This is a genomic window from Mucilaginibacter sp. OAE612 (assembly GCF_041806395.1).
In the GTDB taxonomy this organism is placed as follows: domain Bacteria; phylum Bacteroidota; class Bacteroidia; order Sphingobacteriales; family Sphingobacteriaceae; genus Mucilaginibacter; species Mucilaginibacter rubeus.
Window position 1 is genome coordinate 5,641,784 of the sequence record NZ_JBGMUW010000001.1, and the last position, 12,765, is coordinate 5,654,548.

At 42.7% G+C, this 12,765-nt stretch carries 8 protein-coding genes and 1 tRNA gene; 4 read left to right on the forward strand and 5 right to left on the reverse strand.

Features of this window, described 5'->3' with window-relative positions; all coding sequences use genetic code 11:
* Nucleotides 1-48: 48 nt before the first annotated feature.
* Entirely contained in the window at nucleotides 49-1,020 is a 972-nt protein-coding gene (locus ABID99_RS23490) for a polyprenyl synthetase family protein (protein ID WP_090530846.1), read from the reverse strand.
* 260 nt (nucleotides 1,021-1,280) lie between these two features.
* Between ABID99_RS23490 and ABID99_RS23495 the strand changes: the two genes are divergently transcribed.
* From ABID99_RS23495 to ABID99_RS23505, 3 genes are all read left to right on the forward strand, one after another.
* Nucleotides 1,281-1,368: transfer RNA gene (locus tag ABID99_RS23495), tRNA-Ser, on the forward strand.
* A 234-nt stretch (nucleotides 1,369-1,602) separates the two neighbouring features.
* Nucleotides 1,603-2,505, forward strand: coding sequence for a helix-turn-helix domain-containing protein (locus ABID99_RS23500; RefSeq protein WP_354484486.1), 903 nt, complete (start codon nucleotides 1,603-1,605; stop codon nucleotides 2,503-2,505).
* A gap of 91 nt (nucleotides 2,506-2,596) precedes the next feature.
* Nucleotides 2,597-3,211, forward strand: coding sequence for a YdeI family protein (locus tag ABID99_RS23505; RefSeq protein ID WP_090530852.1), 615 nt, complete (start codon nucleotides 2,597-2,599; stop codon nucleotides 3,209-3,211).
* Between the two features lie 19 nt (nucleotides 3,212-3,230).
* Here ABID99_RS23505 and ABID99_RS23510 read toward each other — a convergent pair whose 3' ends face one another.
* The 4 genes from ABID99_RS23510 to ABID99_RS23525 all read right to left on the reverse strand — a co-directional run bounded on the left by ABID99_RS23510 (nucleotide 3,231) and on the right by ABID99_RS23525 (nucleotide 10,952).
* Nucleotides 3,231-4,610 (reverse strand): serine hydrolase, encoded by a 1,380-nt coding sequence (locus tag ABID99_RS23510; RefSeq protein WP_373615272.1) that lies wholly within the window; start codon nucleotides 4,608-4,610, stop codon nucleotides 3,231-3,233.
* Between the two features lie 220 nt (nucleotides 4,611-4,830).
* Entirely contained in the window at nucleotides 4,831-6,399 is a 1,569-nt protein-coding gene (locus ABID99_RS23515; protein WP_373615273.1) for a SusD/RagB family nutrient-binding outer membrane lipoprotein, read from the reverse strand.
* 18 nt (nucleotides 6,400-6,417) lie between these two features.
* Entirely contained in the window at nucleotides 6,418-9,729 is a 3,312-nt protein-coding gene (locus ABID99_RS23520; protein ID WP_373615274.1) for a SusC/RagA family TonB-linked outer membrane protein, read from the reverse strand.
* 41 nt (nucleotides 9,730-9,770) lie between these two features.
* Nucleotides 9,771-10,952 (reverse strand): ROK family protein, encoded by a 1,182-nt coding sequence (locus tag ABID99_RS23525; protein ID WP_373615275.1) that lies wholly within the window; start codon nucleotides 10,950-10,952, stop codon nucleotides 9,771-9,773.
* A 116-nt stretch (nucleotides 10,953-11,068) separates the two neighbouring features.
* Between ABID99_RS23525 and ABID99_RS23530 the strand changes: the two genes are divergently transcribed.
* Nucleotides 11,069-12,418 carry an alpha-L-fucosidase gene (locus tag ABID99_RS23530; RefSeq protein ID WP_373615276.1) on the forward strand — a complete coding sequence of 450 codons (1,350 nt, stop codon included), beginning with the start codon at nucleotides 11,069-11,071 and terminating at the stop codon, nucleotides 12,416-12,418.
* Nucleotides 12,419-12,765: the final 347 nt, after the last annotated feature.

The window sequence follows — 12,765 nt, forward strand, 5'->3', positions numbered from 1 at the left end:
GAGTGCATCTTTAAAAAACCAGTTATTTATACGCAGCAATAAAATTGATTATTTGTCCCGTTCGGTAGTAAACCTAACCAGTTGCTCCAGCCCGCGGTGCGAATCACTGTCGGGAAAAGTGTTCAGGATTTCGAAAGCCTCCTCCTGGTACTTTTTCATCTGGGTTTCGGCGTATTGTAAGCCCCCGGTATCTTTCACAAATTTGATGATCTCAGCAATCTTTTTAGGATCTTCATTATGGTTCTTCACCAGGTTGATCACCCTCTTTTTTTCTGAACTGCTGCAATTGGCCAGGGCGTAAATAAGCGGCAGGGTAACTTTTTTTTCTTTGATATCGATACCTAACGGCTTACCCACATCATCAGTTCCGAAATCAAACATATCATCCTTGATCTGGAACGCGATACCTATTTTCTCGCCGAAGAGGCGCATTTTTTCAATCACCTCGTCACTGGCCCCTGCCGACGCAGCACCGCAGGCACAGCAGGATGCAATAAGCGAAGCGGTTTTCTGCCTGATCACCTCGTAATAAACAGGCTCGCCAATATCCATACGGCGTACCTTTTCAATTTGCATCAATTCACCCTCACTCATTTGCTTAACCGCGTCAGATACGATGCGCAATAATTGGAAGTCGTTGTTATCGATAGAAAGCAGCAAGCCTTTTGAAAGCAGGTAATCACCCACCAAAACAGCTATCTTATTTTTCCATAAAGCATTGATAGAGAAAAAGCCGCGGCGTTGGTAGGAGTTATCAACCACATCGTCATGCACAAGTGATGCCGTATGCAACAGCTCAACCAATGCCGCCCCGCGGTGCGTTGCCTCATTGATGCCCCCGCAAATGCTGGCCGAAAAGAACACGAACATTGGGCGGATCTGCTTGCCTTTACGCTTTACAATGTAATGTGTGATGCGGTCAAGCAGCGGAACGGAACTTTTCATTGAGTTCCTGAATTTCTCCTCAAACGCATCAATATCAGCAGCAATAGGTTTTTTAATGTCGTTGATGCTCAGCATTGCAACCAAAACAGTATTTTATGTTAACCACCGCCATGTGACAGTGCGGAGCAAACATAAGCTAAAATTATGTATCTGCATTGCAGCCTAATATTTTTTACTCAAATTAAACCAAAGCACGCCACAGCTGTCAAACTTGTGCGAGTGCAATTTTTATAAGTAGAGTTAAGTTTTTGTGAAAGCGAAGCCGGTTAAAACGGGCTTCGCTTTTTTATTGATAGTAAGGGCAAATATTTTACCTTTGCAATCCGCATTTACACGGAGAGGTGTCTGAGTGGTCGAAAGAGCACGCCTGGAAAGTGTGTATACTCCAAAAGGGTATCGAGGGTTCGAATCCCTCCCTCTCCGCTTAACCAATTAAGGCCCGGCAATAGCTGGGCTTTGGTGTTTTATAACCTCGACAAAAAATCCGGATATGTTCTAAATCTCTTCGCCCATTTCAAAACACGTTGACAACAGCACATATAGACGTGAAAATCATTTAATATTAGCGGTTGCAGTCGGTGAGCTTTATGTTACACCGGTAAATGAAAAACATTTTCTTTTCCTACTTTAGGAGCAGCGCTTATTGTAGTGCATGTTATGGCGAAAATAAAAAATGCCCTTTCTTATTACACAGAAATCAACGATTTTCTGGCTTCTATTCCATGGCCCGCACGAACAACCGATCCAGACTTTTACTGTTTGAGGCTAAAACCCCTCGATCAGGATCTGCAGGTATACCGCCCGCCTTTTAAACGTTCATTTTACTTTTTCGCGCTGCTATCCAATTCCGGCAAGGTTGAGGTTAACTATGGCGATCAGACGGTTCATAACCCCGATTCCTATCTCGTTTTTCATTCTCCCAACCTTGTATATAGTTTTGCTCATAACAATGCCTTGAAGGGGTATATAATCTATTTTACGCAGGAGTGTTTCTCATTCTTCAAACCTGACTTCCATCAACAGTTCTCTTTATTCGACCCGCTGCATACTAACCTGTTCAAGTTTGACCACGCCGTATTTGACCACCTCGCACCACATTTTGAAGCTGTATTTACTTCTTATGAAAGATCGGCCAGGGAACAACATATTGAAGCAAAGATAAAGTTACTTGGCCTGCTCTATTACCTGGAAGACTTTGCGTTAGAAAACAAAAAGGATATTCCCCGGGCTACAGCGCAGCAAGTATTGTTGCGTAAATTTACTCAGTTGATTGATAACCACTACATCCATAAGCGCACCGTGCAGGAATACGCAGATCTGCTCTCTGTCACCGCTAACCATCTCTCCCGATCTGTAAAGCATGTTTCTGGCAAAAATGCGCTTACTTTTATTGCCGAACGCCTGGCCGGCGAAGCCAGATCGCTTATTCAATACACCGACTTTTCGGTCGCTGAAATTGCCTATCAACTCAACTTTTCAGATCCAACTAACTTTGGCAAATTCTTCAAAAAGCAGGTAGGTGTGTCGGCTTCAGAATTCCGGAAACGACGCAGGAATTAAATTGACCAGTTTATCCAAGTTTTCGACTAAATCGTCTGCATCAGTTTTAGTTTTTTTGTTCTCGCAATCGTTAACATTAAAATTTAACTTTATGGACCATAATTCGGCTGTGGATGTTTACATAGCTAACTCAGAAGATTTTGCAAAACCGATCCTTGAGCATTTACGAAGGCTTATTCATGAAAATTGCCCGGGTGTTAAAGAAACAATAAAATGGAGCTTGCCTCATTTTGATTACAATGGTGACAATATGTGTGTAGCGGCTTCCTATAAAAATCATTGCTCTTTCACATTCCTGAAGGCGGAACTGATGACTGATCCGCGCCTAAAGGCGAATAAAGACTTAAAGCCGGTCCAAAGATTTTTGGGTAAGATAACAAAGCTATCGGATCTGCCGCCTGATGATGAACTTATAGCTATGCTTAAAGAAGCCATACAGATAAACCAAAAAGGTATTAAAATAAAGAGAGAGAAGCCGGGATCTGATAAACCAAGGGTTTTGGAAATACCCGATTACCTGCTTGCCGCGTTAGCATCTAAGCCCGAAGCAAAAGAGATTTTTGAAAGTAAATCTAACTCTTTCCGCAAGGAGTATATTGTTTGGATTACCGATGCAAAAACCGACGAAACACGGCAAAAAAGAATCAATGAAGCGTTAGAATGGATTGCTGAAGGAAAAGGCAGGTTTTGGAAACACCAAAAATAGACATTTAAGCGATTGCTCCTCAAGGCCTGAGCGCCTCAATCATCCCTGCTGCGTTCTTATTTTCAGGATCGATTTCCAGTGCTTTTTTATAGTTAAGCAAAGCCTGTTCTTTATCATTCTTGCTTTGAAAAGCTTGCCCGATAAGTTCGTATGCATAAGATTTATCTCCTGCCCTTGCCGGTAATTCGGCTGCCAGGCGGTAGATGCGGATGGCATCATCATAGTGCGCACGGCGGCCCACATATTTTCCGGTGCTAATGAGATCGCCTATCTCGAAGCTAAAATCATATTTGTCCTGATGATATGCTTTCAGTTCATGATAGTAAGCTAAACCGCTGTCGGCGCTGGTCAGCATCTTCTCCCTGATCTCCAGGTAAAAAGATTTCTTAGGCACGATTACCGGTTTGTTTTGCAGAACATTCATCAGTGCGGTTTTAAGTGGGAGCACTTTCATCTGCTGGTTATTTGTCATCATCACAATGGTGATGCTATCGGGCAGCCAGCTGTAAATAGTAGCCTCATAGTTGCTGTTGGAGCCCTGATGCTGATGCCAGATGAGTTTGCCATTCTCAAAACCGGTTGAACCCAGACTGCTTTCTCCGCCCGGAAAATTAACTGCCAGTTCGGCTAAAGATTTCTCTGACAAAATCCTGTAATGCTCCAGCGCTTGTGTCCATTTGTACAAATCGTCTATAGGCAGACGCACCCAACCGCTCATTACCTGGCCGTAAGGTGTATTTTGTCCGTTGTTGTCAAAAGCCTGCGCCATCCCCGGCGAACCTACAGGATAATCTACCACTGTATGGCTCATACCTGCCGGTTCAAAAATGTTTTTTGCCAGGAATTGGGCATAGCTATTTTTGCTAACCTTTTCAATAATGCGCATTTGCAGGTAAACATTGGCGTGATTGTAGATGTAACCGGTGCCCGGAGCAAGCGCAAGTTCTTTTACAGACCGGAGATAGTTATATAAGGCCGAATCTGTATCGCCTACTGTTGACTGCGGCAGCGGAATGCCGCTGGTATAATTAATAAGATGCCTGATCTTTACCTGCCTGGCCCAGCTCGGAAATTCGGGAAAATAGAGGGACAAGGGATCATCCAGCGAAAGCTTGCCTTTTTCTTTTAGTATCATGATACCCGCACCGTTAAACTCTTTGCTAACCGAACCGATATCAAATCGCAGGGAATCATGCAGCGGGGTAGTTTTGTTGCCGTTGGCAAAACCCAATGAATGGCGGTAAATGATATTGCCGCCCTTTGCAACCAGGATGTTGCCGTTATAAATGCCTCGCTGATAGGCCAGTTGCATTACAGAATCTATACGTTGTGTTAAAGACTGGGCTTCGCTTAAAACAGCGTTCGTGCCGATCAGGAGCAGGATAATTAATCTCTTCATATGGTGGATTAAAGACGTTTCATTTTTCAAAACGTTACCGTTTCACTCAACTTTCCGGATAAGTTTATATCAACATGTGTTGAGTTTTAAGTCATAAATATTTTGCGATTAAAGAGATAACTAACTGCAAGGTATACCCTCGCATCAGGCGGTGAGATACAAGCACAAAAAAGCCGCCCACAAGCGTGGGCAGCTCCTCAATCAACTATTATCTGGTATCTCACTTTACATCCCAGAAGATCTTTGTTGTACGTGTATCTTTTGCTTTTACATCATTATAATGACTGTTAAGGCCAGTTTCGACACTTGGATATACTAAACGGGTTGGTGGCGTAGTGTAATTGGCCAACTTACCGGTGCTTGGGAAATTCAATACAGGATATTTTGTACGCCTGTATTCGCTCCAGGCCTGGGTGCCTTGCATAAAGCCAAAATGCGCCCATTTCTGTGTCCATATTTTGGCCAGCTTTTGGGCTTGCGTACCGGTATAAGCAACTGGGGCCGAACTTAGTAAAGTCGCAATATCAGCTGCGTTTAAAGTTGGTTTACTACCGGTACCTAAGCTGTTCAGATAAAAATAATAGTAAACAGACTGGCTAATCGCGGTTTCGTATGCTGCTTTAGCATCACCACCGCCCCAACGTTCAAAAGCTTCAGCTTTCAGGAAATTAACCTCAGGTGCAGTGATTACGATACCCGGAAGTTTGTTGTTGGTTAAGAAAGTGGTTGAATCAACTACCGAATAATTAGGCGCTTCAGTTGAGGCTTGCTCGCTTGTGAAAGTTACCGGCATTGCCTTGTATGTTTTGTTACCGTTCTTGTCGTACAATACAGGGATCCTTGGATCATTAGCTGGTAACAATACGGTATTTAACAGGTAGTCTGGTGCATAGTTACTGCCACCTTCGGTAAGCGCATTTTGTAACGACCCGGTGTAAGTAGTTAACGGTGTTAATAAAACGTCGGTAGCCGCCGGGTTGTAAGCTGCAACGTTACCGCCATCAATCAATGGATACGATGTTGGATCAGCAAGCATTTTGGCTACCTCAGCTTTTGAACCAGCTTCGTCATAAAAAGACATACGCATCAGCATACGCAAGCGGATAGAGTTAGCATACCTTCTCCATTTATCAACACTGCCGCCTAACAAGATATCCTGTTGTGTAAATGCCTTGCTTGATTGGCCAGATAAAGTAGCAGTTTTAAAATATGTTGAAGCAGCATCCAAACCAGCGATGAAGCTTTTGTAAAGCGCTATCTGATCATCAAATTTTGGATTTTTTACAGTAGCGCTTGTTTCAAGGCTGCCTGCTTCGCTAAATGGAATGTCACCCCAGCAATCAACCATTTCTGATGCTTGGTCATATAAAACCACCCGGGCAGCATTCATGACGACGTCGTTAGCAGCCTTATCTGTAGCTGACATTTGGTTATAGGTAACTTCCATGGTACGGTATAAAGCCATTACACCATTAGCCGAACCATTTGGATGATAAAAATCCTCCCAACGATTACCCATGTATCCGTCATTAGGCTGGTAAACGGTATTGGTATTAGGTAGGAAACATGTTTGTGAAAAATCAGCTGTAGCCGTTAGTACAAACGTTCTGTAGTGCCAGTATTCGGCCCTTACCCTGGTATTATTTAACATACCGGTAAACATGTACGGGATAGTTACCACGGATGTCTTTTCCGGGTTGTTAAATTTCTCGTCGATGCTTTTTTTGCAGCTTCCTAATGATAAAGCAAGCAAAAACGCGTATCCTATATTTTTAAAATTCTTTTTCATAATTAATGACTTGTACTATTAAAAATTCGCGTTTAATGAAAATCCAAAACTCCTGGTAGCAGGTGATGAACCTTCATCAACACCTTGCCTGTACCAAGTGTCGCCAATCGGCGCTTCCGGGTCAAGGTTTTTAAGTGTGCGGTATACATACAATAGGTTTCTTCCTACTAATGAGAACCTTAAATTGTTCAGGTGAAGCGCTTTGTTTACGCTTGCGGGCAACCTGTATCCCAGCACAACCTCACGCAATTTCACATAGTTGTTTTTAAATACTGCGTTTTCGTTTACAGAATTTTCGCCCCAGTCATAAGTATTCAGGTAATATGAAGCAGCATCAACAATAGTGGTATTTTTTTGTCCGTTTTCATTTACACCTGCCAGTACAACACCATCATTATAGGTTTTACCACCGTTTGGCGCAGCACCCAAATGCTTGCCGCCATTGCCATCAATGTAATAAGCCAAACCGCCATGAGCTGCATCACGATATTGTAAAGTACTCTCGTACATACCTGCAGCAGTACCATATTTCAATGGATTTGACACCATCTTACCGCCAAAACGATAATCAACCAACACATCAAGAGAGAAGCCTTTGTAGTTGAATGTGTTGGCAATACCACCTACAATTTTAGGTTGGATATTACCTACATTTACATATTTTGATTTGTCAATAGTATACAAACCATCGCCGTTTACAATCTTGTTGCCGTTAGCATCTTTGGCAACCGGGTAAACCAGGATATTACCTATAAGTTGGTTGGCCTCGGCTACCACCGCTAATGCAGACTGATCACCGTAGTAGAAGGTAAGCTTATCAAAGCCAGGGGCCAGGTTGTTTGTTTTAGAACGGTTTATGGCAAAATTTAAACGCACGTCCCAGTTAAATTTACCGGTAATCGGTTTACCGTTTAAAGCAACCTCAAAGCCGTTGCTATGTAAAGTAGCAGCATTGGCCAATAAGTTGGCTGCTCCGTTAGATGGCGCAACGTTTAACGCCATAATTACGTCTTTAACTTTGTTGCTGTAGTAAGTAAAATCAAATCCTAAGCGATCTCTTAGGAAACGGGTTTCCAAACCATATTCCTGCTCATATTTCATCTCTGGCTTCAATTGTAAGTTGCCATAGGCCGAATCATAGGTAAGCTGGGTAACAGATGCTGTTTGTGTTTGCAATGATGATTGATTATATAGCACGTTTGCCACATACCTTGGCGCCCTGTTACCAACCACACCGTACGATGATCTTAATTTTCCATAGCTGATAAATTCGGGCATATGAAAGGCATCTGTAAACACAAAGCCCGCATTTACCGATGGATAAAAATAGGTATTGTTTTTGGGAGGAAGCGTTGAAGCCGACTCATTACGTGCAGTACCTTCTAAAAACAAATAATTTTTATAGTTAAAGTTTAAGACCCCAAAAAATGCCTGGCTTTTCAAGAAACCGCGGGTAGCCGTTGTATTTTGTACACCGTATGAATTTGATAAAGAAAAGAAATTCTCGGTTACCAAACCGCCATTTGTGCCAGAAGATTGGTCGCGATAAGTTTCACTACGTGAAGTATAGCCACCGCTAACAGACATGCTCAGATCTTTAGTCAATTTTGGCGAATAGGTTAATAATAAGTCGCCGTAAGTAATTGAATATTGACCTTTGGTAACGCCATAATAACCGGTACTTGATGAACCATTAAAGGCCGTAGGGTACTCGTTATACTGTTTCGAGTCGGTGTTGCGGCCTGTATAATCACTGCCGATACGTCCACGGAACTTTACATTTTTAAGTACATCCCAGTTTAAAGTAGCACTGGTGATTAAACGGTTTTCTGTTTCATCTTCGCTGTTCTTTAACTGCGTCCAGAAAAAGTCCATAATATCCGCACCGCTCATATTATATTTAAACGCTTCAGCTGGGTTTCTGGCTGCATTAGCAAGCGTTACATATTTATAACCTTCCGATGTTTGGTAGTTATCCAGCAATACATCTGCTTTTTCCGAACGGTTTAAGAAGCCGCCAAAGTTGGCTAAAACGCGGCCCAACTGGTACGGACGGTTATGGGTTAAGGTATTTACATAGCTCGCAACGATATCCGCGCTAATTTTATTACTTAACTTAACAGTAGTGTTTAAGTTAAATGAGTTTTTTTGTTGTTTTTGACCACGCTGGATACCGGTATAATCCAAACGGGTTGCCGACAAACGGTAGTTAACATTATCTGTTTGATTGGATATGGCAATGTTGGCGTTTGAGCTATAGCCAGTTTGAAACAGATCCTTGTAGTTATTTGGCTGCGGAGTGTAATCCCTGATCTCGCCATCCCACCACCTGATTTTTTGACCTTCCATTTTAGGGCCAAATTGCGCGTATGAGCTAAAACGCGGCCTGTATCCTGATGGTGAATTAGGATCAGCTAACCAGCCATCTTCGGTAAAACCACCTGCAAGGTTGGTAGCACGGTCATAACCAGGACCGTAAACGTTTTGAAAATTTGGTGTAAAGGCCACCTGCTCTGCAGTACCTACATAGTTGAAATCAACACCAAGGCCTCTTGATCTTGAACCTTTTTTGGTAGTGATCACGATAGCGCCGCTCATAGCATCAGATCCGTAAAGCGCTGTAGCACTCGCGCCTTTTAATACGGTAAGGCTTTCAATATCCTGTGGGTTGATATCCAGGATCCCGTTACCCCTGATCCGCTGATCAGACCAGTATCCACCGTTATTTGAACCACCAGCACCTGTCTCGCTGTTATTACGGATAATAACACCATCTACAACGTACAGGGGTTGCGTGTTATAGTTAAGTGAGTTGATACCGCGGATCTGCACATTTACAGCACTGCTTGAACCACCCGGGGCCGTAGTGATCTTAACACCAGGAGCTTTACCGTACAATGCTGAAGCAAAGTTGGTATTACCGGCCTCTGTTAATTGCTTTGCAGTAATTGTAGTAGTGGCGTAGCCGAGAGATTTTTCCTGGCGTTTGATACCAAATGAGGTAACTACCACTTCATTTAATTCGCCTTTACCTGCAGCCAATGTTACGTTGATCACAGCATTGTCGCCCACGGTAACTTCTTTTGGTGTATAGCCTACAGATGAAAATTTAAGCACTGCGCCTTTAGCCACTTTAATGCTGTATGCACCGTTTATGTTGGTTTGCACACCGGTTGTTGTGCCCACAACTAACACTGTTACACCCGGTAAAGGCCCTGCGTCATCGCGCACCACTCCCGTAACATTGGTTTGGGCAAATAAATTTGCCGAGATAAAAAGGGGCAGTAGCAGGACCACCCACCTTTTCAAGTTTAGATAAAATTGTTGCATGAAAATTGATTAATTGAGTTAAAAAAAGACCTTGAATATGTTTATGTAGGCTCAGAAATATTGGCCTGCGGATTAAGTTTATACAGATTTTCAATCACCGTGGTTACGCCTCCTAACAGTTGCGCGTTATTGCCCAGGTTTGAAACCGCTAATTGGGTGTAGGTGGTTAAGTGGGGAATGCAGTGCTCGTTCATGGCCTGCTGAATGGGGCTGAGCCATAATTTACCGATAACGCTCCCCTTCCCACTTAAAATGATGCTTTCGGGATTCATTAAATGCAGCAATATGGCCAGGCCCTGGCCAATAAAATAAGCAGCCTCGGCAATGATTTTTATTGCAAAGGCATCACCTTTAAGTGCTTCATCAATGATATTATCTGCCGATACGGTATCGTATTTTAGGAGGCTGCTAACCTGCCCCTGTTTCAGGCCCTCAGCAGCTTTAGCTTCAATAGCCAGCAAAGAAGCTTCTGTTTCAAGGCAGCCCTGCTTACCGCATGAGCATAGCTTTCCGTTTTTATGAAGCGGCAAATGGCTAAACTCTCCCGCAAAACCACTGTGCCCTTTAAATATCTCTTTATTGATGATCATCCCCAAACCAACGCCCCAGCCCAGGTTAATGATCATGGAATTATTACGGGCAATAGGGAGCCCAAATTTTTGCTCGGCCAGGGCTATGGCCGTCGAGTCGTTTTCAATAAACACAGGTAGTCCGGCTTGTTTGGCAATGTAGGTTACCAATGTTTCTTCCGGAGCTTTAAGAAAGCTCAGGTTATTACCCAAAAACGCGTCAATAAACCCAGGCATGGTAATCCCTATAGCCAAAAATTTATCTTGTGGCAATCCTGAATTAACAACTACAGCTTTGATACAGGCTATCAATGAATGGATAGCATCCTTGTTATCGCCCAGTTTTAATTCAAACTCCTGCACCTCTCCCACAAACTCATTATTCATATTGACAATTACAATTCTTGTCAAAAACTGGTTCATAGCTACCGAAAGGATAAAACCGGTATCAGCTATCAATGAATAAGTTGCGGGCTTTCTGCCCCCGCTTGACGCCCTTATACCTACTTCCTTTACAATATCCAACTTCATCAAATCGGCTATCCCTTTGGTCACATAAGGAATGCTTCGGCCAGTATAAATACTCAGGTCGCTAAGAGAAGCTGTTTTACTGTAATACAGCCCTTTGATGAGGTCAATATGCTTAAGAAACATGCGGCAGGGGTTTATATCTGCATATTTAAATAAATTAATTTAATAAAGAAAGAAAACTTTTTATTTTTTTTAAAAAGTATCTAATAGATTTATAAAAGCAATAATTACTTTTGAAAATGAGAAGAAATCTATCACGCCTTTTTATGGTATTTTTTACCATGTTATACAGTGGTTACGCGCAGGCGCAACACCGTGTAAATCCTGATGAGATCAAAGAAAAAATGCAATGGTTCGCCGATGGTAAGCTGGGCATATTTATTCATTACGGCATTTATTCTGTAAAAGGGATAGATGAAAGCTGGAGTTTTCATAACAAAAAGATCAGCTATCCTGATTATATGAACCAGCTAAAAGGCTTTACGGCAAATCAATATCATCCAGATGAGCTGGCGGAACTGATTAAAGAAAGCGGTGCGCGCTACGCAGTAATGACCACCAAACATCATGATGGTGTAGCTTTATGGAACAGCAAATACGGTCCGCTGAATGTAGTAAAAAAGACTCCCGCCAAAAAAGATCTGTTAAAACCGTTGTACGATGCCTTGCGTGCGCGTGGTGTAAAAGCAGGAGCTTACTTTTCGCTGATAGATTGGAGCCACGCCGATTATCCGGGTTTTTTGAAAGACAGCAGCAGGTACCAGGTTAATGCGCAGCCTGCGAAATGGGCAAAATATTTAACCTTTATGAACGGACAGCTGGATGAACTGGCCAAACAATATAACCCCGACCTTTGGTGGTTTGATGGCGATTGGGAACATAGTGCCCAAGAATGGAACGCACCAGCAGTGCGACAAAAACTGTTAAGCTACAATCCCGACGCGATCATAAACGGACGCTTGCAGGGTTTTGGCGATTATGATACCCCTGAGCAAAACTTCCCGGTATCAAGGCCTAATTACAAATGGTGGGAACTTTGTATGACCATTAACGATAACTGGGGCTATCAGCCACAGGACACGAATTTTAAAACCCCTTATGAGATCATCAGCATTTTTACTGATGCCGTAAGCTACGGTGGAAATTTACTACTGGATATTGGCCCTAAGGGCGATGGCAGTATCCCTCCGCAGGAAGTGAACATGCTTAAAGAACTGGGGGCATGGAACAAGAAAAACGGCGAAGGTGTTTTTAATACCATAGCAGGCATGCCACAAGGGCATTACTATGGTGCAAGTACCCTGTCAAAAGATTCGACCACTGTATACTTGTTTGTTCCGGCTAAAACAAGTGCGCCGGTATTGGTGAAAGGCTTAAAAAACAACATCAAAAAAATAACGGTTCTTGGGAGCGATACGCCGCTAACGTATAAAATCGTCGGCAAAATTTCATGGAGTGCGGTACCGGGCTTATTGTACATCCCAATTCCCGAAAACCAGCAGGATAAATACATGTCGGTAATAAAAATTGAGCTTAACGGCAAGCTTGACCTTTATCGTGGCAAAGGAGGATTTCTCACCAATGAGTAACAGGAAAGCGAAAGGCAGAAAGCCTAAAGCTTAAATATTCGTACGCCAGTTCTTTACTGATCCTGATATCAATTTATCAAAAGCCTGTAATCAATTGCAGGCTTTTGTTTTTAATCTACTCTCAATCGGGCCCCAACCCACCATTCATTATGCGGATAAACCGTATCAGGAAAAAAAAATTAAATTTTTTTTTCCATTAAAACAGCTCCCCCAATCGCGAAGTGCCATTGCGGACAAAGCGTATCGACATCATCACATCTTGCTTTTAATCAATACTTTACAATAATTTTGTTTCATCAAACCAATTATCCGGCACCTTCTTAAAACAACGGTAAAACCTAATGCAA

Coding starts and splice junctions, on each gene's coding strand:
- ABID99_RS23490 (WP_090530846.1), bottom strand. CDS start 1,020: ATGCTGAGCATCAACGACATTAAAAAACCTATTGCTGCTGATATTGAT.
- ABID99_RS23500 (WP_354484486.1), top strand. CDS start 1,603: ATGGCGAAAATAAAAAATGCCCTTTCTTATTACACAGAAATCAACGAT.
- ABID99_RS23505 (WP_090530852.1), top strand. CDS start 2,597: ATGGACCATAATTCGGCTGTGGATGTTTACATAGCTAACTCAGAAGAT.
- ABID99_RS23510 (WP_373615272.1), bottom strand. CDS start 4,610: ATGAAGAGATTAATTATCCTGCTCCTGATCGGCACGAACGCTGTTTTA.
- ABID99_RS23515 (WP_373615273.1), bottom strand. CDS start 6,399: ATGAAAAAGAATTTTAAAAATATAGGATACGCGTTTTTGCTTGCTTTA.
- ABID99_RS23520 (WP_373615274.1), bottom strand. CDS start 9,729: ATGCAACAATTTTATCTAAACTTGAAAAGGTGGGTGGTCCTGCTACTG.
- ABID99_RS23525 (WP_373615275.1), bottom strand. CDS start 10,952: ATGTTTCTTAAGCATATTGACCTCATCAAAGGGCTGTATTACAGTAAA.
- ABID99_RS23530 (WP_373615276.1), top strand. CDS start 11,069: ATGAGAAGAAATCTATCACGCCTTTTTATGGTATTTTTTACCATGTTA.